This window comes from Microbacterium sp. PA5 (genome assembly GCF_049860775.1).
Lineage (GTDB): Bacteria > Actinomycetota > Actinomycetes > Actinomycetales > Microbacteriaceae > Microbacterium.
In genome coordinates this window covers 529,177-549,388 of sequence record NZ_CP187567.1, presented here as the reverse complement: position 1 = coordinate 549,388, position 20,212 = coordinate 529,177, and the positions used below count along the sequence as shown (strand labels likewise).

Here is a 20,212-nt window from a genome sequence, read left to right as displayed (position 1 = left end):
CCGCGCTCACTCGACGGTGACCGACTTGGCCAGGTTCCGAGGCTGATCGACGTCCAGGCCCTTGGCGGTGGCCAGGCCCATGGCGAAGATGTGCAGCGGGACGACGGCCAGCAGCGGCTCGAACAGCGGACCGGCCAGCGGGATGCGCAGCACCTCGTCGGCGAAGGGCAGCACGGCGGCATCGCCCTCCTCGGCGACGGCGATCACGCGGGCGCCGCGGGCGCGGATCTCCTGGATGTTCGACACGACCTTCTTGTGCAGCTCGGCGGACTCGCGCGGCGACGGCACGATGACGAACACGGGCTGCCCCGGCTCGATCAGGGCGATGGGTCCGTGCTTGAGCTCGCCGGCCGCGAATCCCTCGGCGTGGATGTAGGAGATCTCCTTGAGCTTGAGGGCGCCCTCGAGGGCGATCGGGTACCCGACGTGACGGCCGAGGAACAGCACCGACTGCGTGTCGGCCATCCAGTGCGAGAACTGCGCGATGTGCGCCTGCTCCTTCTCGAGCACCCAGGAGATCTTTCCGGGCACCGCCTCCAGCTCGGCCACCGAGCGCGCGGAGTCCGCCGGCGACAGCGTGCCGCGGATCCGTCCGATGTGCAGCCCCAGCAGGTACAGCGCGGTGATCTGCGCCACGAAGGCCTTGGTCGACGCGACGGCGACCTCGGGCCCGGCGTGGGTGTAGACGATGGCGTCGGACTCGCGGGGGATCGTCGCGCCCTGCGTGTTGCAGATCGAGAGCGTCCTGGCCCCCTGCTCGCGGGCGTACTTGACCGCCATGAGCGTGTCCATGGTCTCGCCGGACTGCGAGATCGACACCACGAGAGTGTCGGGACCGATGACGGGGTCGCGGTAGCGGAACTCGTGCGCCAGCTCGACGTCGACCGGGATGCGCGCCCACTGCTCGAGCGCGTACTTGCCCACCATGCCGGCATAGGCGGCGGTGCCGCAGGCGATCACGATCACGCGCGTGATCCCCGCGAACAGGTCGTCGAGACCGTCGAGCTCGGGGATCACGACCTCGCCGTCGCGGATGCGGCCGCGCACGGTGTTGGCGACGGCCTCGGGCTCCTCGGAGACCTCCTTGGCCATGAAGGAGGACCAGCCGCCCTTCTCGGCGGCGGCGGCGTCCCACACGACCTCGAAGGGCTCGACCTCGACCGGCTCGCCGTGGAAGTCGGTGACCGTGACGCCGGCGGGCGTGATCGCGACGATCTCGTCCTGCCCGATGGCCAGCGCGCTGCGGGTGTGCTCGACGAAGGCGGCGACGTCGGACCCGAGGAAGTTCTCCCCTTCGCCGAGACCGATCACCAACGGGGAGTTGCGGCGCGCGCCCACGACCAGCCCCGGCTCGTCGCGGTGCATCGCGAGGAGCGTGAAGGCGCCCTCCAGCCGCGACGCCACCGCGCGGAAGGCGGTGACGAGATCGCCCGTGGCGCGGTACTCGCGTCCGAGCAGCACGGCGGCGACCTCGGTGTCGGTCTCGCTGCGGAAGGTGAACCCCTCGGCGACGAGCTCGGCCTTGAGCTCGGCGAAGTTCTCGATGATGCCGTTGTGGATGACGGCGAGACGGTCCTCGTCGGCGAGGTGCGGGTGCGCGTTGGCGTCCGTCGGGCCGCCGTGGGTGGCCCAGCGGGTGTGGCCGATGCCCGTCGTGCCGTCCGCGAGCGGGTGGTCGACCAGGTCGTCGCGGAGGACCTTCAGCTTGCCCGCGCGCTTGCGCAGTCCGAGCTGTCCGTCGCCGTCGATCACGGCGATGCCGGCGGAGTCGTACCCCCGGTACTCGAGGCGCGCCAGCCCGGACAGGAGGATGTCCTGGCTCGGCCGCGGGCCGACGTATCCGACGATTCCACACATGCCGTCAATCGTAGGCGTGCGAGTTTGGTCGGAGCCCTGACAAATGACCGGGAGAACCGCCGCGACGCGGACGCGTCAGAGCTTGCGGAGCTGCACCGACGCCACCGTGTGGTCGGCGGCCTTGTTGAGCACGAGCTTCGCGCGGTGCCGGGTGGGCTCGACGTTCTCGCGCAGGTTCGGCAGGTTGATGTCGCGCCAGAAGCCGAGGGCCTGCTCGACGGCCTCCTCGTCCGAGATGGTGGCGAAGACCTTGAAGAACGAGTTCGGGTTGCTGAACGCGCTCTCCCGGAGTGTCAGGAACCGGTTCACGAACCACGACTCGATGTGCTCGACGTCGGCGTCGACGTAGATCGAGAAGTCGAACAGGTCGCTGACGGCGACGTCGTGCGGCGTCGGCGGCGGCGCGAGCACGTTGAGGCCTTCGACGATCACGACGTCGGGCCGCCGCACGGTCACGTACGCGTCGGGGATGATGTCGTAGCGCATGTGCGAGTAGAAGGGCGCCCGCACCTCCGCCGCCCCGGACTTCACCTCGGACAGGAAGCTCACCATCGCGCGGCGGTCGTAGGACTCCGGGAAGCCCTTGCGCGCCATGAGGCCCCGGCGCTCGAGCTCCGCGTTGGGATACAGGAACCCGTCGGTGGTGACAAGTTCGACGCGGGGCGTGCCCGGCCAGCGGCTCATGAGCTCGCGGAGCAGCCGTGCGACCGTCGACTTGCCGACCGCCACCGAACCGGCCACGGCGACGACGAACGGCGTCGTCGAGTCCGGCTCGCCGAGGAACGACGCCGTCTCGGCACCGAGGCGCTTCGTGTTCTCGGCGTAGGCGCTCAGCAGCCGGCTCAGCGGCACGTACACCTCGCGCACCTCGGCCATGTCCAGGCGGTCGCCGATTCCGCGCAGCTGCACGATCTCGGTCTCGGTGAGCGGGTTGGAGATGCCCGGAGCCAGTCGCGCCCAGTCCGCGCGGTCGATCTCACGGTAGAGCGATTCGCCCATGGCGGTGTCTTCGGTGGCCATCGCCGCCACTCTATCCCTCGAGCCGCATCGGTTTCGCTAGCCTGACGGGATGCGCCTCGGAGTCCTCGACATCGGCTCGAACACCGTCCACCTGCTCGTCGCCGACGTGCGCCCCGGTGGCCGGCCGCTGGCCACCACGAGCAAGCGGACCGTACTGCGCCTCATGCGGTACGTCCAGCCCGACGGCTCCATCTCGGAGGAGGGGGTCGCCGCGCTCGTCGAGGCGGTGGCCGCCGCGCGAACCGTCGCCGACGCGGAGAACGTCGAGGAGCTGCTCGCGACGGCGACCAGCGCGGTGCGGGAGGCCAGCAACGGCGCCGACGTCATCGCGCGGATCGAGGCGGCGCTCGGGCAGGAGCTCCAGGTGCTCGGCGGCGAGTCCGAGGCGCGGTTCACCTTCCTCGCGGTGCGCCGCTGGTTCGGCTGGTCGGCGGGGCAGATCCTGCTCTTCGACATCGGCGGCGGCTCCCTCGAACTGGCCGCCGGGTCGGACGAGCTCCCCGACGTCGCCGCCTCGGTCCCCCTGGGCGCGGGACGCATGACGATCGAGTTCCTCCCCGACGACCCGCCCGGGGAGGAAGCGGTGGAAGTGCTGCGCGAGCACACGCGGGCCACGCTCGCCCCCGTGGCCGAGCTGATGCGCGACCAGCCGGCACCGCACCACGTGGTGGGGTCGTCCAAGGCGATCCGCTCCCTCGCGAAGCTTGCCGGCTACCCCGTCCCCGGCTGGAGCGGCACCGACGCGATGCGCCTGCCCCGCGGCGCGCTCGGCTCCTGGATCCCCCGCCTGGCCCGGCTGCCCGCCTCCGCGCGGCAGGAGCTCCCCGGCATCACCGCCGACCGGACGTTCCAGATCGTCGCGGGCGCCGTCGTCCTGCACACCGCGATGACGGTGCTCGACGTCGACGAGCTCGAGGTCTCGCCCTGGGCGCTGCGGGAGGGCGTGCTGCTGCGCTACATCGAGTCGCTGTCGTGGAGCGACCCCGGCCGCTGAGCGACCGCGCGGATCAGGGGACCCGGACCGCCATGGTGGGCGGCCGGCGCCGACGGTGCGAGGTGTCGAACGTCGTGGCCTCGTGATGACTCAGCGGCACGATGACCTCGAGCACCACCTGGTCGCCGACCTGACGCAGGTGCGCCCGCTCGCCGAACGACGCGAGTCCGAGGCCCGGGGTGCCGGTGCCCCGCAGCGTCCCCGACGAGGACACGGCGACCCTCAGCTCCGACTCGTCCGCGCTCGTCGAGACCGAGAGGCGGGCAGCGCGCGCCGCCGAGTGCTTGACGGCGTTGACGAAGCCCTCGCTGACGACCGCGCCGACCGCCGCGGCGACCTCGGCGTCCTGGAGGGCCACGACGGCGGCCGCGTCGATGTCGGCGCGCACGTCGAGGATGCCCGACCAGATCGCCAGCAGACCGTCGAGGTCGGTGGTGTCGGAGCGTTCGGGCGCTCCGACCAGGATCTCCGCGAACGCCGACTCGGTATCGATGCGGAAGCGCCGGATCTCCTCCGCGGTGGGAGGGCGGTCGTCCACGCGCGCGGCGAAGATCACGCAGCGGCTCTGGACGCGGTCGTGCAGGAGGTCGACGGCCCGCCACAGCGGCTCACGGGCCTGGGCGGTCTGCGCGGTCGCCAGGGCGGCGGTGTGGGCCAGCAGCTCGGTGAGGGTGCGGCTCTGCTCGCGCGAGCGCTCGACGGCGTCCGCGGTGAGACCCACGACGACCGCCAGAGCCGGCACCGTCACGAGGGGGATGGCCAGGACGATGCCGTCGGCGGAGGTGAGGAGGAAGCCGATGAGGACGATCCCGACCCCGACGCCGACCCAGCTGGCGAGGACGATCGCTCCGCGCAGCACCGGTCCGTGGCCCCGGCCGGCCACGCGGATGACGAGGTCGGCGGCGTAGGCGAGCAGCAGCAGCAGGGCGAGGGCCACCAGGATGAGCGGGATCCCGCCCAGGACGAAGGTGTAGGGGGTGCTCGCGAGGTAGTACAGCACGACGACCAGCAGCGGGTTCGGCCGGGCGAGCCGCGCCAGGAAGGGCACGGCCGGGCCGCGCGCCGTCTCGGCGGCACCGCCGTCGACGACGCCGTCCAGGCGCGAGCGCAGCCGATCGTCCAGCCGGTGGCTGGCCGCGCGCACCTCATCGGCGAACGCCCTCACCGCGTCGAAGTCGATCGTGCCCGCCAGGAGCGCGTCGCGGCGCCGGCGGACGTCGGCGACCGCATCGGTCAGGAGCGCGGCGTTCTGCTGCCCGTAGCGGATGACGCGGCCCCGCAGGTCGTCGAACACCGCGAGCGCGGCCGCGAGCCGGTTGGCGGACTCCTTCGCGTCGGCGTACCAGGCGGCCGAGGCCGCGACCAGCGGGAGCACCGCGAACCAGCTGAGGGCGTTGGTCGCGATGCGCTGCAGCCACTCCCCCGTGCCCTCGTGCCCGAACAGCGCCGCGGCGGTCAGGTCGTTGAGGAAGGGGCGGGCGATCGAGACGGCGATCAGGGTGCCGATCACCAGCACCCCGCGCGCGAGGGCGCTGTCGAGGCGACGCTCGGCGACGGCCACCGGCAGCACGAGCACGACGATGACCAGCCACGCCAGCAGCGAGGCGGCCATGGCGGCCAGGTGCTCGGTCACGCCGTCGAGCCCGCCGTAGGGGCTGAGGATCAGCACCGCGGCGACGCCCGACGCGAGGAGCGTCCACCTCGTGAAGAACCGTCCGCTGGAGACGGCCTCCCACCAGTGCCCCGCGACGGCCGTCAGCCGTGACCGAACGCGCGCAGGGGGTGTGGACATCCCCGTCAGCCGCGCACCACGTCGGCGAGGCGGTCGGCGATGCGCTGCGCGGTCTCGGCGTCGGCCGCCTCGACCATCACGCGGACCATCAACTCGGTGCCCGACGGACGCAGCAGCACCCGTCCGGTCTCACCGAGCTCCGCCTCGGCGGCGGCGACCGCGTCGAGCACATCGGGGTCTGCCGCCCGGGTGCGCTCGACGCCCCGGACGTTGACCAGCACCTGCGGGAAGACCGTCATGATCGAGGCGAGCTCAGCCAGCGTCTTGCGCTGGCGTGCCATCTCGGCGCACAGGTGCAGCCCGGTGAGCAGACCGTCGCCGGTCGTCGCATACGCGCTCATGATGACGTGCCCGCTCTGCTCGCCGCCGAGCGAGAAGCCGCCCTCGGTCATCCGCTCGAGGACATAGCGATCACCGACACCGGTGGTCTCGACACGGATGCCGTTCGCGCTCATCGCTCGATGAAGTCCCAGGTTGCTCATGACCGTCGCCACGAGGGTATCGTGACGCAGCCGTCCCCGGTCGCGCATCGCCACGGCGAGGATCGCCATGATCTGGTCTCCGTCGACGACGCGGCCCTGGGCGTCCACGGCGAGGCAGCGGTCCGCGTCGCCGTCGTGCGCGATGCCCACGTCGGCGCCCACGCGCACGACCTCGGCACTGAGCCGGTCCAGGTGGGTGGACCCGTAGCCGTCGTTGATGTTCAGGCCGTCGGGGTCGTTGCCGATCACGGTGACCCGCGCGCCGGCGTTGCGGAACGTCTCGGGCGAGACACCCGATGCGGCGCCGTTCGCGCAGTCCACCACGACGTGGATGCCGTCGAGACGGTGCGGGAGCGAGGCGAGCAGGTGGAGGACGTACCGGTCCTCGGCGTCCGAGAAGCGCGACACGCGGCCGACGTCGCCCCCGGTGGGCCGCAGCTTCTCGCCGGTCATCGCCTCTTCGATGCGCCGCTCGACCTCGTCGGGGAGCTTCACACCGCCGCGGGCGAAGATCTTGATGCCGTTGTCGGGAGCGGGGTTGTGGGAGGCGGAGATCATCACGCCGAAGTCGGCGTCGATGTCGCTGATGAGGAAGGCCGCCGCCGGCGTGGGCAGAGTGCCCGCCTCCAGCACGTCGACACCGGACGAGGCCAGCCCCGCCTCGACGGCGGCGCTGAGAAACTGCCCGGAGATGCGCGGATCGCGGGCGACGACGGCGGTGAGCCGCTTGCCCGCGGCCTTCCGCGCCTCCGCGATACGCCCCTGGCCCAGGACGACAGCTGTCGCCTGGGCCAGGGTGAGCGCGAGGTCCGCGGTGAGGGGGCCGTTGGCCAGCCCCCGCACACCGTCCGTACCGAACAGCGCCATGAAGGTTTAGCGCTTCGAGTACTGAGGTGCCTTGCGCGCCTTCTTGAGACCGGCCTTCTTGCGCTCCTTGACGCGCGCGTCGCGCGAGAGGAAGCCGGCCTTCTTCAGGGTCGGGCGGTTGTTCTCGACGTCGATCTCGTTGAGCGCACGAGCGATGCCCAGACGCAGCGCGCCGGCCTGGCCCGAGGGGCCGCCGCCGGAGATGCGGGCGATCACGTCGTAGGCGCCGGCGAGGTCGAGCACCGTGAACGGGTCGTTGATGAGCTGCTGGTGCAGCTTGTTCGGGAAGTAGTCCTCGAGGGTGCGGCCGTTGACCGTGATGGTGCCGGAGCCGGGCACGAGGCGCACGCGGGCGATGGCCTGCTTGCGGCGGCCGACGGCGGCACCGGGCACCGACAGGACCGGACGCGGGGCTGCAGCGGCAGCCTCGGTGGCCGGGGTCTCGGTGGTGTAGTTGTCGGGGGTCTCTTCGAGGGAGTCAGCGATCTTCGCCATGGGATGTCCTCAGTCTGTTTCGGCGGCGCTTACTGGGCGACCTGGTCGAAGGTGTACGGGGTGGGCTGCTGGGCCGCGTGCGGGTGCTCGGCACCGGCGTAGACCTTCAGCTTCGACAGCTGCTGGCGGCCCAGGCTGTTCTTGGGGAGCATGCCGCGGACGGCCTTCTCGACGGCGCGGACCGGGTTCTTCTCCAGGAGCTCCGCGTAGGTGGTGGCCGTGAGGCCGCCCGGGTAGCCCGAGTGGCGGTACGCCTTCTTCTGCAGGAGCTTCTGACCGGTCAGCGCCACCTTGGCGGCGTTGACGATGACGACGAAGTCGCCGGTGTCGATGTGGTTGGCGAACGTCGGCTTGTGCTTGCCGCGGAGCAGGGCGGCCGCGTGCGAGGCGAGGCGTCCGAGGACGACATCGCTCGCGTCGATGACCAGCCACTCACGCTGGGTCTCGCCAGCCTTGGGGGTGTAGGTGCGCGTCACAGTAGTGCTGCTTTCTTGATCGAACGGAGAGGTTCGTGAATCCCACTCCGGGGCGCTTCGCCGGGTGACGGTCGAAGGGCGCCAGTGGAGGGCTCACGTTCGTGATGCCGGGTCAGCTGAGCCGGACACCAAGGATCAAGTCTACGTCAGATCCGTCGGAGACGCCACACGAGGGGCTGAACCGCGGGCAGATACACCCAGAACGCCCCTTTTGGGGTGATTGTGATTGGCGTGTCGCATGTGACGTGTGATACCACTGTGCAGAAGAAGCATCCTTTCCCCCCGGAGGATCACATGTCCAGTCGCCCTCGGCGACGCCTCGGCGTCGCCGCCGGGGCGGCGGCGGCACTGGTGCTGGCGCTCATCGGCGCCGTCGCCCCCGCCCCCGCCGCCACCGGTGCCACGTCCTGCACGTCGTCTCTGACCGTCGCCCAGGTCCAGGCGCGCATCCTCGCCGATGTCAACGCCGCCCGCGGGCGCGTCGGGGTCAAGCCGCTCACGGCCAACTCCGCCATGCACTCCGTGGCCATCAAGTGGTCGCAGAAGCAGGCGGCCCGCGAGACGATGAGCCACAACCCGGACTACACGTCGCAGATCCCCGCCGGATGGTCGGCCGCCGGCGAGAACGTCGCCTACGGCTACGCTCCGACGAGCGTGACCCGTGCGTGGCTGGACAGCCCCGGCCACCGCGCCAACATCCTGCGCACCTCGTTCACGCACATCGGCATCGGCGTCGCCTGCAGCGACGCCGGCCGCCCGTACTACACGCAGGTCTTCGGCGGCTACAAGACCCTGGCCACGAGCACGCCCGCGATCAGCGGCACGCCGAAGGCGGGCATCACCCTGACCGCCAAGACGGGCACCTGGACCACCGGCACGACCCTCCGCTACCAGTGGTACGCCGACGGCACCTCGGTCTCGGGCGCCACCTCGAAGACCTACACGCCGAAGTCCACCGACGCGGGCAAGGTCCTCAAGGTGAAGGTCACCGGGAGCAAGACGGGCTACGCCCCCACCGCCCGCGTCTCGAACCCGACCCGCGAGATCGCGAAGCTCAGCACCCTCTCGACGGTCACCCCCCGCATCGCGGGCACCGTCGCCGTGGGACAGCGGGTCGAGGCGATCCGCGGTCAGTGGACCACGGGGACGACCTACTCCTACCGCTGGTACCGCGGCGGCGTCGCGATCTCGGGAGCCACGGGGAAGACCTACGTGCTCACCAAGGCGGACCGCGGGCACACGCTGACCGTCAAGGTGACGGGGAAGAAGGCGGGCTACGCCACGGCGACGCGCACGTCGGCCAAGACGGGCTACGCGCGCTGACGGGCCGGCGACACCCTCAGCGCACCACGGCGGTGACCGTGGCGAGGCGCGTGAGCACCTCCTGGCTGATCGAGCCCAGCAGGAACCGGGCGACCGCGCCCCGGCCGTGGGTGCCGACGACGGCGAGGCGCGCCGTCGCCGCGATCTCGTTGAGCACCTGCGCCGGATAGCCGCGCTCCACCCGCCGCTGGACCTCCAGGTCGGGGTAGTCGGCGGCGATGCCCGCCATCGCCAGGGCGAGGATCTCCTCGGTCGCGGCGGCCATGTTCGTGAGGTAGAGCTCGGGATACACCGCCAGGTCGTTGCGCGGCGCGTGCAGGGGCGTCCACACGCTCACCGCGATCAGCGGCTCGCGAAGACGGTCGGCCTCCGCCGCGGCGAACCGCACCGCCTTCTCCGACACCTCGGAGCCGTCCACCCCGACGACGACGCCGCGGCATCCGGTGCGGTCGATGTCGGGCACGACGACGACGGGACACCGCGCTCCGGCCGCGATCCGCACGCCGTGCGCACCCCGCGGGCGACCGTTGCCCGGTCCGCGGTAGTCGCTCCCGATCACCATCAGCGCCGCCCCCGCGCTCGCGGCGATCAGGTGTGCGACGGGGTTGCCGCTGTCCACGCGGATCGTCACCGGCACCCCGGCGGCCGCGACCACGGCTTCGTACTCCTGCAGGGTCGAACGCGCCCGCTCCATCGCCTCGGACAGGACGTCGGCCTCGCCGACCGCGCCGACCACGCCCCCGACGACGCTGACGAGCTCGATCCGCTGTCTGCGCTCCACCGCGCGGGCCACGGCCCACTCCACGGCCCGCGCCGTCACCGGTGCTGCCGTCACTGCGACGATGATCGTGTCGTTCATGGCCCGTCCCTCCGTTGGGATCCAGCTGCCCCTCCACGCTACGCCTCGCAGGCTCCGCGCGGCACCCGGGGCCGACCGTGAAAACCCGGCCGACGAGGGTCCCGGGCCGAGGGAATCAGCGGCGCGGGGTGAGCTCGGCGTCGATGAGGATCGGGAGGTGATCGCTGCTGCCCTGCGGCAGCGTCGTGATCGACGCGATCGAGACCCCGACGCTCGTGGCGAAGTCGTAGTGGCCGCGGAAGAACTTGTACCGCGTGTAGGTGCGCGCGTCGCTGAGCGTGAGCTCGTAGCCCGCGTCGCGGATCCGCTGGCTGAGGCTCTCCTTGAACACCGGGTAGTTGTAGTCGCCCACCATGAGGATCGGCAGGCCCACCCCCAGCGTGCTCAACTCGGCGAGCGCCGCATGGATCTGCTTGCGGCGGAGCGAGTTCAGCGCCGTCAGCGGCGCCGCGTGGAAGCTCGCGACGAGGAACTCCTGCCCGTGGTCGATGTCGCGCATCCGCACCCCCAGCATCCGCTCCTCGGCGGGCTTGAGCACGCGGTCGTGGAGCGACTTCTTGAGGGCCATCGAGCGGACCTCGAGCGCCGTGTAGGTGTTCTCGCGGTGGTACACGGCCAGCCCGAGGCGGTTGCGCACCGTCGCCTCCGCCAGCCGCAGTCCCGCGATCTGCGCGGGCAGGTCGTCGCTGACGGCTTCCTGCAGGCACAGGATGTCGGCCGCGTGCGCATCGACCAGCTGCTCGAGCTCGTGGGCGGCCTTGTGCTTGTTGAGGTTGTACGAGATGACCTTCATGCCGCCCACCAGCCTATGCCGCCCACCTGTGACCGCCCTCGGGGTTGACTCTGCGTTCCGCCGGTGTCAGTCCCCGTCGAGCGAGCGCCGTCTGCGCGTCTGCTCGGCGCGGTCTGCCAGCAGCTCGTCGGCGGGGTAGCCGACCTCGGTGAGGGTGAGCCCGCGGGCGGCGAGCACCTTGGTCTCGCTGGTGCGCTCGCGCGCGTCGCGGATCTCGGCCACGTCGGCGATGCCGAGCCTGCCCTGCCCGACCGCCACGCAGGCCCCCACGAGGGCGCGCACCATGCTGTGGCAGAAGGCGTCCGCCTTCACGTTGGCGAGGAGGATGCCGTCCGCGTCGCGGTGCCAGTCGAACTCCAGGAGCGTGCGGATGGTGGTCGCCTCCTCGCGCCACTTGCAGTACGCGGCGAAGTCGTGGAGCCCGATCAGCGAGCGGGCCGCGGCGTCCATGGCCTCGACGTCCAGGTCGGCCGCGACGCTCGTCGTGCGGGCGCGCGCGAGCGGGTCGTACCCGCTCACGCGGTCGGCCACGCGGTAAGCGTAGCGACGCCAGACCGCCGAGAAGCGGGCGTCGAACCCCTCCGGCGCCGGCGACGTGCGCCGCACGACGACGTCCGGATACTGCCCCAGGATGCCCGTCAATCGCGCCGCGAGAGCCTCCGGCGCGGGGTTGCGCGCGGCGTCGAGCCGCCGGAGCTGCGCCTCGGTCAGGTCCAGGTGGGCGACCTGGCCGGTCGCGTGGACGCCGGCATCCGTGCGGCCCGCCACGACCAGGCGGGGCTCGCCGCCGAGGATCCGCGCCACGGCGCCCTCGAGCGTGCCCTGCACGGTCCGCAGCCCCGGCTGGCGCGCCCAGCCACGGAAGTCCGTGCCGTCGTAGGCGATATCGAGACGCAGCCGCACCCCGTCAGCCTACCGACGGCGGCTCGCCCGCTCGCGCCGTCGCCGTCAGAACGCGGCGTCGACCTCCGCGCGCCGGGGCGGGTTGGCCCCCGCGCGCGAGACCGTGATCCCGGCGGTGACGGCCGCGCGCCGCAGGGCGCGCTCGAGGGAGACGGGCGAGGCGAGCAGCTCCGCGTCGTCGAGCATGCTCGAGATCAGGCTCGCCATGTACGCGTCGCCCGCCCCGATGGTGTCGACCACCTCGACGGAGATCGCGGGCACCTCCACGACACCGGCCGGACCGAGCGCGATCGCCCCCTCGCCCCCGCGCGTGATGACGACCACCCGCGGACCCTGCGTGGCGATCTCGGACAGCACCTGCTCGGGGAGGAGTCCCGGGTAGAGCCACGCGGCGTCCTCATCGCTCAGCTTGACGAGGTCGGCCGCGCGCGCCGCCAGGACGAACCGGTCGAGCGCCGCGCCCCGCTCACCGACGAGCGCGGGGCGGATGTTGGGGTCGACGGTGACCAGCGCCGATCCGGACGCGCGCTGCAGCGTGTCGATCACGGTCCCGCCGCCCGGCTCGAGGAACAGGGCGATCGAACCGGAATGGACGAGCGCGATCCCGTCGAGACCGGGCTCGGGGACCGTCCAGTCGATGTCGAACTCGTACTCCGCCGAGCCGTCCGCCTGCAGCCGCGCCCGCGCCGTGGAGGTGGCGGCCGCGCCCCACGAGGCGGCGGTGAGGGCGACACCGGCCGAGGCGACGTGCTCGGCGATGCGCTCACCGCGGGGGTCGCGACCGATGCGGGTGAGCAGCTGCACGTCGTGCCCCTGCCGCGCGAGGCCCACCGCGACGTTGGCGGGGCTGCCGCCGACGAGCTCCCGCACCTCCGCTCCCTCGACGATGTCGATCAGGGCCTCACCGATGACGAGCGCGCGGGTGTCCATGGCATCCAGTCTTACCGCACTGCGGCCCGAGAGGGCGGAGCCTCGGCCCGTCAGAGACGGTGGACGAGGGCCAGCGACCGCTCGGTGGCCGAGAACCCGAGGCCCTCGTACAGGGTGTTGGCGCCGGTGGGGCTCGCGGTGTCCACGTCGAGGACCGCCTTCTGCAGGCCGGCCTGCCCGATCGCCTCCAGAGACGCGGCGATCACCGCCGGCGCGAGACCGCGGCGACGGTGCGCCCGTACGACGCCGATGAGATCGATGTAGGCGTGGGTGGCGCCCAGTGCCTCCCAGTCGGCCTCGTTGACCGACGCCAGGCACAGGGCGATGACCGCACCGTCCGCGTCGAGCGCCAGACGCGAGAGATCGGGACGCAGGAACTCGCCGTCCACGAACTTGCGCCAGCTCTCCTCGCTCGTGGGCAGGCTCCCCCAGTGGTCGCGGAAGGCGTCGTTGCGCGCCGCGAGCACGTCGAGCGCGCGGTCCGGGCTGTACGGCACGATCGTCGCGCCGTCGACCGCGGGCGGCGTGGGCAGGGCCTCCGCCATGTCGCGCACCATGGTCGTGAACCAGCGCTCGATGGCGAATCCCAGGGGCTCGGCGATCGCGATGACGTCGGGAGTGGATTCCTCCGCGTACACCTTGATCTCCAGCTCCCACTCCCCCGGGTCCAGTGTGGGGGCGACCTCCGCCAGCTGCTCCCGTGCCCGCGCGTGGCTCCACCCGAGGGCTGCCGACCCGATGCCGCGCCGGCGCCACTGCGGGTGCACGGCACCGCCGATGTGCACTGTCAGGGTGCCGGCCCGCGAGGGGTGGAGGAACGCGCTGGAGAAGACGATCGCGGTGCCGTCGGCGGTGAAGCCGATGATCGTGTCGCGGGTGTGGTCGATGTGGCTCAGCTCGAACGTGTCGGCGATGTCCTCTCGCGGCGTGACCCAGGTCGGGTGGTCGACGGCGTCGGCGGCCGCGTGGATGCCGTGGATGACGTCGACGTCATCCACGGTCGCGGTACGCCAGAGGGCGATCGCATCGTGCTCGGGGAGCACAGGGGCGTGGGCGGGGCCGATCCGCTCGGTCAGGTTCTGCGCGGCGTTCACCGCGCCAGCCTACCCGGGGGCTGTGACGGCGCGGCTCCGGCGGCGATCCGCCCGCACCCCGGCCCGGAAGCCGCCGCCCCGGCCCGGAACGCGACGAAGCCCGCACCTCGGAGGGTGCGGGCTTCGTGACGCGATGCGGCGGGTGTTACTCCGACTTCTCCTCGGCGGGCGCCTCGACGGCATCCTCCGCGGTCGCCTCGGCAGCGGCGCCCTCCTCCTGCGACTCCGCACCGGCATCGGCGGACTCGGCGGCGGGGGCCTCCTCCTCGACCGGAGCCTCCTCGACAGGGGCGGCGGCGGGAGCGGCCTGCGCGGCCGACTTCTTCGCCGACTTCGGCTTCGGGTTGACGGGCTCGAGGACGAGCTCGATCACGGCCATGGGGGCGTTGTCGCCCTTGCGGTTGCCGACCTTCGTGATGCGGGTGTAGCCGCCCTCACGCTCGGCGACGAGCGGCGCGATCTCGGCGAAGAGGACGTGCACGACCTCCTTGTCGCCGATGACCGACAGCACCCGGCGGCGGGCGTGCAGGTCGCCGCGCTTGGCGAAGGTGATGAGGCGCTCGGCGAGCGGACGCAGGCGCTTGGCCTTGGTCTCGGTGGTCTTGATCGACTTGTGCGTGAACAGCGCCGCGGCGAGGTTCGCAAGCAGAAGGCGCTCGTGGGCGGGGCCGCCTCCGAGGCGGGGACCCTTGGTGGGCTTGGGCATGTCAGTTACTCCAGTAGAAAAGTGTCAGCGAGAGACCCGGGCGGAGCCGGTATCCGCTCAGAGGGTCTCGTCGTCGTAGCCGCCGTAGAAGTGCGCGCCGTCGAACCCGGGGACCGAGTCCTTCAGCGACAGGCCGAGCGAGACGAGCTTGTCGCGCACCTCGTCGACCGACTTCTGACCGAAGTTGCGGATGTTCATGAGCTGCGTCTCCGACAGGGCGACGAGCTCGGACACCGTGTTGATGCCCTCGCGCTTGAGGCAGTTGTACGACCGCACCGACAGGTCCAGGTCCTCGATCGGCATCGACAGCTCGTTGGTGAGCACCTGCTCGACCGGCGCGGGGCCGATCTCGATGCCCTCGGCCTCGACGTTCAGCTCGCGGGCGAGACCGAACAGCTCGGTGAGCGTGCGACCGGCCGAGGCGACGGCGTCGCGCGGGGCGATCGACGGCTTGCTCTCGACGTCCAGCACGAGCTTGTCGAAGTCGGTGCGCTCACCGGCACGGGTGGCGTCGACGCGGTAGCTGACCTTGAGCACCGGCGAGTAGATCGAGTCGATCGGGATCTGGCCCGCCTCGGCGTACTCGTTGCGGTTCTGCGTGGCCGACACGTAGCCGCGACCGCGCTCGATCGTGAGCTCCAGCTCGAAGCGGGCGCTGTCGTTGAGGGTCGCGATGACCAGCTCGGGGTTGTGGACCTCGACGCCGGCGGGAGCGGAGATGTCGGCGGCCGTGACCTCACCGGCACCGGTCTTGCGCAGGTACGCCGTGATCGGCTCGTCGCGCTCGCTCGACACGACGAGCTGCTTGATGTTGAGGATGATCTCGGTGACATCCTCCTTCACACCCGGGATGGTGCTGAACTCGTGCAGCACGCCGTCGATGCGGATGCTGGTGACGGCGGCACCGGGGATCGAGGAGAGCAGGCTGCGACGCAGCGCGTTGCCGATCGTGTAGCCGAAGCCGGGCTCCAGCGGCTCGATGACGAAGCGGCTGCGGAACTCGCCGATCTTCTCCTCGGTCAGAGTGGGACGCTGTGCGATGAGCACTATGTGTTCCTTTCAGTCACGTGCCCGCTATATGACACGTGGGTGTTCTGAGATGTTGAGTTGTTCAAGGCGGATGCCGGGACCCACCGCGGACGGCGGTCCCGGCAGCCGGAAATCAGACGCGGCGGCGCTTGGGCGGGCGGCAGCCGTTGTGGGCCTGCGGGGTGACGTCCTGGATGGACCCCACCTCGAGGCCGGCGGCCTGCAGCGAGCGGATCGCGGTCTCGCGGCCCGAGCCGGGACCCTTCACGAAGACGTCGACCTTCTTGACACCGTGCTCGGCGGCCTGACGGGCGGCCGACTCGGCGGCCATGCCGGCCGCGTACGGGGTCGACTTGCGCGAGCCCTTGAAGCCCACGCCACCGGAGGACGCCCAGCTGATGACGGCGCCCGACGGGTCGGTGATCGAGACGATCGTGTTGTTGAACGTCGACTTGATGTGGGCCTGGCCCAGCGCGATGTTCTTCTTCTCCTTGCGGCGCGGCTTGCGCGCGGCGGACTTGGCCTGTGCCATGTGAATTCTCTCCTAAACCTTCAGGGCCCGCTTACTTGCGGCCGGCCTTCTTCTTGCCGGCGACGGTGCGCTTGGGGCCCTTGCGGGTACGCGCGTTCGTCTTGGTGCGCTGACCGCGCACGGGAAGGCCGCGACGGTGGCGAAGGCCCTCGTACGAGCCGATCTCGACCTTGCGACGGATGTCGGCGGCCACCTCGCGGCGGAGGTCGCCCTCGACCTTGTAGTTGGCCTCGATGTAGTCGCGGAGGGCGACGAGCTGGTCGTCGGTGAGGTCCTTGACGCGGATCGACTCGTCGATCTCGGTGGTCTTGAGGATCTCGACCGAGCGGGTACGGCCGATGCCGTAGATGTACGTGAGGGCGATCACCACGCGCTTGTCGCGCGGGATGTCAACGCCGGCAAGACGTGCCATGCGGTTTCTCCTGGGAGTAGGTGGAGGTGTGGAGCAGAATCGGTGCCCGGGCCTCCTGCCCGGGGTGTCCCCCGCGTCCGTTCGCCGGACGCGGGTTCTGAGACTGCCTGTGTGTGTTCAGTTGTGGAGTGCGCGGGGCGGATGCCGTGGCATCCGCCGGTTCAGCCCTGGCGCTGCTTGTGACGCGGGTTGGACTTGCAGATGACCATCACGCGCCCGTGGCGGCGGATGACCTTGCAGTGGTCGCAGATGGGCTTGACGGAGGGGTTGACCTTCATGATTTCCTGTTTCGCTGTCTTCACCGGGCAGGCGCTGTGCCTGGGGTGTTACTTCTCGACCGGTCTAGCGGTAGCGGTAGACGATGCGCCCGCGGGTGAGGTCGTAGGGCGAGAGCTCCACGACGACACGGTCCTCGGGGATGATGCGGATGTAGTTCTGCCGCATCTTTCCGGAGATCGTGGCGAGCACCTTGTGTCCGTTGGTGAGCTCCACGCGGAACATCGCGTTGGGGAGCGCCTCGGACACCGTGCCCTCGATCTCGATGACACCGTCTTTCTTAGCCATAGCCTCGCTGACGCTTGTGCAGACCGGCCGGTCTGCGGGTGGTTGGGATTCAGTGCTGTCGACACGCCAATGAAGGCGCAAGGCACCAAAGATCCAGTGTACGTGATAGGAGGCGACCCGGCAAACCGTGGCCGCCGCAGGACGCCTACTGCGTGAGGCGCGCCACGATGTCGGTCTGCGGGTCGCCCGTCACCTGCACGAGCTCGCCATTGACCGCGAGGGTCGGCGTGCCGGTGGCGCCCTCGGGGAGCGACTGGCTCTTCGCGAAGTCGAGGAACTTGTGGTCGAGGATGGCCGCTTCGAGATCGGCGGTCACGTCGACGCCGGCATCCTTCGCGATCTGCACGATCTCCTCGTCCGTGAGACCGGGCGACTGCTCCGCGGGCTGGTTGTCGTACATCGCGACCAGGAACGCGTAGGCGTTGTCGGGATCGGCCTCGGCCACCGCGTACATCGCCGACGCGGAGCGGCTGGAGAACTCGGTGCCCTGCGAGAGGCGGTCGAGGATCGCGACGGGGTGGACCTCGAGGGTGATCCGGCCGTCCTCGACGAGCTGGGTGATCGTCTCCCCCTCGGACGCTTCGAACTGGGCGCAGAACGGGCACATGAAGTCGACCCAGGTGGACACCGTGTCGGGGCCGTCGCCGAAGACGATCGCTCCCGTCTCCTGGTTGATCCCGCTGGCGTCGGGGGCCACACCCGGGTCGGTGGCGCGGTTGTTCATCCACATGACCAGGACGACGAGGATCGCCACGACGGCCACGACCGCCACGCTCGTCCAGATCGCGAACCAGTTGGTCCTGCCCGCTGCTGCCTTCGCCATGCCCACGCCTCTCTCCGGTCGGCCACCGACCGACCATCCATTCTCGCACCCGGCGCTATGCGCCCCCTGTGCACCGCCCCGTGACTATCCCCCCTCCCCTCCCCTCCCCTCCGTCTCCCGCCGTGGCCGGGAGTTGCCGAGCCGACATGCTTCGTGCGAGCCGACACGCTTCCTACCGCACGCACCTTGTCGGCTCGCACGCAGGGTGTCGGTTCGGCACCCGGGCCTCATCGCTGCGAGCGGGGGAAGACACGGAACGCGGCCAGGCGGGCACGCAGCGTGCCGGCGTCGCGGATGTCCTGACCGGTCCACCTGACGACGCGGCGCCCGGTCGTGCCGCGGATCCAGTCCTCTCTCTCCTTCTCGGCGAGAATCGTCGCCGCCACGTCGATGCCGGTCCCCCGGACGGCCGGGTCGAGATACTTGGCGCGACCGTCGAACTCCCCCCAGACGCCGGCGTCGTCGAGCCCGAAGTCCGCGAAGTAGCGCGTCCCCCTCGGACCGTCGATCGGAACCTGCAGCCGCGGCGGCGCGAAGCCGATGTGCCGGAGATACAGCCTGCTGATGCTCTCGCCGGGCAGTTGCGCGCGGCCGTCGCCCATCTCGAGGAGTGCACGGGCACGGCGGACTCCGCGCGCGCCGGGAGGGAGGCGACGCGCCACCTCCTCCCGCAGGTCCTCGTCGGCGGTCTCGTCGTAGTGGGCGAAGTCCCCGCTGCCCGCGACCGCGCGAAGCGCCGCGTCGAGCAGGGAGATGCCCGTCTCCTCCGATGAGGAGCGCAGCACGTCGGCGACGGTGCGCGGGAGGGACGTGCAGCGCATGCCGCCGATCACGGCGACGTCGTTCTCCTCGACGGAGACTTCATGCCGTGCGACGGCCGGTTCCCCCGCCCGGACGTGCCCGTTGGTCGCCGCACCGCTGACGTGCACCCGCGGGGGCTCGCAGCGCGCGAGCGGCAGGCCCCACAGCACTGCGGCCGACACGTGTGAGAACACCCCGCCTGCCGTGCCCCCGCCGCGCCGACGCTGTGCGGCGATCACGCGGATCAGATGCCGATCCTCCGTGGACCACTCCCGCCAGCTCGCGCCGTCGACGTACCACCCCCGATCGACGCGGTGCAGCCGGCCGTGACGCACGTGCGCCGCGAGCGTGCGCGCGGGTACGCCGGTCTGCTCGATCTGCGAGCGGGAGCGGAGCCAGCGGGATGCATCGTCGAGTCGCATCGCCCCATGGTCGTCACCGTCGCCTCCGCGTCATCCCTCCGCACCGCGGTCGGTGGTGCCTCCTCCGTTTCGCGCGGCTGGGGAGGGGCCCCTGCACCGAGCCGAGCCGACAAGGTAGGTGCGAGCCGACACGTCCCGAACCGCGCAAAGCGTGTCGGCTCGGCACAAGCGTGTCGGCTCGGCGGAAGAAGGAGGGGACGGGTCAGACGATGGGCGTCGGAGTTACGCCGAAGGGCGCGAGTCCTGCCGCGCCACCGTCGGCGGCCGTCAGCACCCAGATGCCGTTCTCGTGGACGGCGACGCTGTGCTCCCAGTGGCAGCCGTCGGAGCCGTCGACCGTCGAGACGGTCCAGTCGTCGTCCTCCACCAGCGTGGCCTCGGAGCCGGCGACGACCATCGGCTCGATCGCCAGGCACAGTCCCGGGCGGACGGCGGGTCCGAGGTCGGCGACCCGGTAGTTGAAGACGGTCGGCCCCTCGTGCATGCGGCGGCCGATGCCGTGCCCGACGTAGTCGCGCAGGATGCCGTATCCCTCGCCGGAGGATTCGATCGATGTCTGCACGGCGTCGCCGACCTCGCCCACGCGCGCGGCCGACGCCAGCGCGGCGATCCCGGCCCACAGCGAGGTCTGCGTCACCTCCGACAGTCGCTCGCGTGCGGCGACCAGCTCGGGACGCGACGGATCGGGGACGACGATCGTGATCGCCGAGTCGCCGTTCCAGCCCTTGAACTGCGCTCCGGCGTCGATCGACACGATGTCGCCCGGCTCGAGGACGCGCGAGCCCGGGATGCCGTGGACGACCTGCTCGTTCACCGACACGCACGTGGTGTGACGGTAGCCGCGGACGAGCTGGAAGTTGGACTCGGCGCCGCGCGCGGCCACCACCTCGGCGGCCGCCGCATCGAGCTCCGCCGTCGTCACGCCGGGCGCCACGAGCGCGCGCACCGCGTCGAGGGCGGCAGCCGTGATGAGTCCGGGCTCGACCATCGACCGCAGCTGTGCGGGCGTCTTGTAGAGCGAGCGGCGCAGTCCCACGG

Annotated in this window: 22 protein-coding genes; 2 read left to right on the top strand and 20 right to left on the bottom strand. The window is 71.2% G+C overall.

The annotated features are described in order from the left end of the window. Window positions 1-6: 6 nt before the first annotated feature. A complete protein-coding gene (glmS, locus tag ACPWUT_RS02540; RefSeq protein ID WP_425840291.1) occupies window positions 7-1,857 on the bottom strand; it encodes a glutamine--fructose-6-phosphate transaminase (isomerizing) in 1,851 nt (616 codons plus the stop codon). A 75-nt stretch (window positions 1,858-1,932) separates the two neighbouring features. Continuing rightward, window positions 1,933-2,877 (bottom strand): type I pantothenate kinase, encoded by a 945-nt coding sequence (gene coaA / locus ACPWUT_RS02535; RefSeq protein ID WP_284530267.1) that lies wholly within the window; start codon window positions 2,875-2,877, stop codon window positions 1,933-1,935. Between the two features lie 49 nt (window positions 2,878-2,926). Here coaA and ACPWUT_RS02530 point away from each other — a divergent pair, with 49 nt between their 5' ends. Beyond that, window positions 2,927-3,871, top strand: coding sequence for a Ppx/GppA phosphatase family protein (locus tag ACPWUT_RS02530; protein ID WP_284530265.1), 945 nt, complete (start codon window positions 2,927-2,929; stop codon window positions 3,869-3,871). 13 nt (window positions 3,872-3,884) lie between these two features. Here the strand turns inward: ACPWUT_RS02530 and ACPWUT_RS02525 are convergent, their stop codons facing one another. From ACPWUT_RS02525 to rplM, 4 genes are read right to left on the bottom strand one after another with little or no spacing between them, the layout of a single operon-like run. Next, window positions 3,885-5,663, bottom strand: coding sequence for a hypothetical protein (locus tag ACPWUT_RS02525; protein WP_425840286.1), 1,779 nt, complete (start codon window positions 5,661-5,663; stop codon window positions 3,885-3,887). Between the two features lie 5 nt (window positions 5,664-5,668). Further along, window positions 5,669-7,012 carry a phosphoglucosamine mutase gene (gene glmM, locus ACPWUT_RS02520; RefSeq protein ID WP_284530263.1) on the bottom strand — a complete coding sequence of 448 codons (1,344 nt, stop codon included), beginning with the start codon at window positions 7,010-7,012 and terminating at the stop codon, window positions 5,669-5,671. A 6-nt stretch (window positions 7,013-7,018) separates the two neighbouring features. Further along, window positions 7,019-7,507, bottom strand: coding sequence for a 30S ribosomal protein S9 (gene rpsI, locus ACPWUT_RS02515; protein WP_284530262.1), 489 nt, complete (start codon window positions 7,505-7,507; stop codon window positions 7,019-7,021). A gap of 29 nt (window positions 7,508-7,536) precedes the next feature. Beyond that, a complete protein-coding gene (gene rplM, locus ACPWUT_RS02510) occupies window positions 7,537-7,983 on the bottom strand; it encodes a 50S ribosomal protein L13 (RefSeq protein WP_284530261.1) in 447 nt (148 codons plus the stop codon). A 294-nt stretch (window positions 7,984-8,277) separates the two neighbouring features. Here rplM and ACPWUT_RS02505 point away from each other — a divergent pair, with 294 nt between their 5' ends. Then, on the top strand, window positions 8,278-9,306 hold the full coding sequence (locus tag ACPWUT_RS02505) for a CAP domain-containing protein (RefSeq protein ID WP_284530260.1): 1,029 nt from the start codon (window positions 8,278-8,280) through the stop codon (window positions 9,304-9,306). Between the two features lie 16 nt (window positions 9,307-9,322). Here ACPWUT_RS02505 and ACPWUT_RS02500 read toward each other — a convergent pair whose 3' ends face one another. The 14 genes from ACPWUT_RS02500 to map form a co-directional block, all read right to left on the bottom strand. After that, window positions 9,323-10,165 carry a universal stress protein gene (locus ACPWUT_RS02500; RefSeq protein WP_425840281.1) on the bottom strand — a complete coding sequence of 281 codons (843 nt, stop codon included), beginning with the start codon at window positions 10,163-10,165 and terminating at the stop codon, window positions 9,323-9,325. Window positions 10,166-10,280: 115 nt separating this feature from the next. Next, entirely contained in the window at window positions 10,281-10,958 is a 678-nt protein-coding gene (locus ACPWUT_RS02495; RefSeq protein ID WP_425840278.1) for an endonuclease/exonuclease/phosphatase family protein, read from the bottom strand. 66 nt (window positions 10,959-11,024) lie between these two features. Continuing rightward, entirely contained in the window at window positions 11,025-11,861 is an 837-nt protein-coding gene (gene truA, locus ACPWUT_RS02490; protein WP_425840275.1) for a tRNA pseudouridine(38-40) synthase TruA, read from the bottom strand. A gap of 45 nt (window positions 11,862-11,906) precedes the next feature. Continuing rightward, entirely contained in the window at window positions 11,907-12,791 is an 885-nt protein-coding gene (locus tag ACPWUT_RS02485; protein ID WP_284530256.1) for a carbohydrate kinase family protein, read from the bottom strand. Between the two features lie 50 nt (window positions 12,792-12,841). After that, window positions 12,842-13,885, bottom strand: a complete 1,044-nt coding sequence (locus ACPWUT_RS02480; RefSeq protein WP_425840272.1) for a GNAT family N-acetyltransferase — start codon at window positions 13,883-13,885, stop codon at window positions 12,842-12,844. Window positions 13,886-14,030: 145 nt separating this feature from the next. Next, window positions 14,031-14,591: a 50S ribosomal protein L17 gene (gene rplQ / locus ACPWUT_RS02475; RefSeq protein ID WP_425840269.1), complete on the bottom strand. Its 561-nt coding sequence runs from the start codon at window positions 14,589-14,591 to the stop codon at window positions 14,031-14,033. Window positions 14,592-14,648: 57 nt separating this feature from the next. Continuing rightward, window positions 14,649-15,638 carry a DNA-directed RNA polymerase subunit alpha gene (locus ACPWUT_RS02470; RefSeq protein WP_144807125.1) on the bottom strand — a complete coding sequence of 330 codons (990 nt, stop codon included), beginning with the start codon at window positions 15,636-15,638 and terminating at the stop codon, window positions 14,649-14,651. A gap of 115 nt (window positions 15,639-15,753) precedes the next feature. Further along, window positions 15,754-16,152 carry a 30S ribosomal protein S11 gene (gene rpsK, locus ACPWUT_RS02465; RefSeq protein ID WP_047544506.1) on the bottom strand — a complete coding sequence of 133 codons (399 nt, stop codon included), beginning with the start codon at window positions 16,150-16,152 and terminating at the stop codon, window positions 15,754-15,756. 31 nt (window positions 16,153-16,183) lie between these two features. After that, window positions 16,184-16,564: a 30S ribosomal protein S13 gene (rpsM, locus tag ACPWUT_RS02460; protein WP_284530249.1), complete on the bottom strand. Its 381-nt coding sequence runs from the start codon at window positions 16,562-16,564 to the stop codon at window positions 16,184-16,186. 161 nt (window positions 16,565-16,725) lie between these two features. Next, window positions 16,726-16,842 (bottom strand): 50S ribosomal protein L36, encoded by a 117-nt coding sequence (rpmJ, locus tag ACPWUT_RS02455; RefSeq protein ID WP_005050492.1) that lies wholly within the window; start codon window positions 16,840-16,842, stop codon window positions 16,726-16,728. Between the two features lie 64 nt (window positions 16,843-16,906). Further along, window positions 16,907-17,128, bottom strand: a complete 222-nt coding sequence (infA, locus tag ACPWUT_RS02450; protein ID WP_013583992.1) for a translation initiation factor IF-1 — start codon at window positions 17,126-17,128, stop codon at window positions 16,907-16,909. Between the two features lie 145 nt (window positions 17,129-17,273). Beyond that, complete coding sequence (locus ACPWUT_RS02445) at window positions 17,274-17,951, bottom strand: DsbA family protein (protein ID WP_284530234.1); 678 nt, start codon at window positions 17,949-17,951, stop codon at window positions 17,274-17,276. Between the two features lie 227 nt (window positions 17,952-18,178). Beyond that, window positions 18,179-19,174 carry a type IV toxin-antitoxin system AbiEi family antitoxin domain-containing protein gene (locus ACPWUT_RS02440; protein ID WP_284530232.1) on the bottom strand — a complete coding sequence of 332 codons (996 nt, stop codon included), beginning with the start codon at window positions 19,172-19,174 and terminating at the stop codon, window positions 18,179-18,181. Window positions 19,175-19,376: 202 nt separating this feature from the next. Further along, complete coding sequence (map, locus tag ACPWUT_RS02435) at window positions 19,377-20,210, bottom strand: type I methionyl aminopeptidase (protein ID WP_425840259.1); 834 nt, start codon at window positions 20,208-20,210, stop codon at window positions 19,377-19,379. Window positions 20,211-20,212 lie beyond the last annotated feature (2 nt).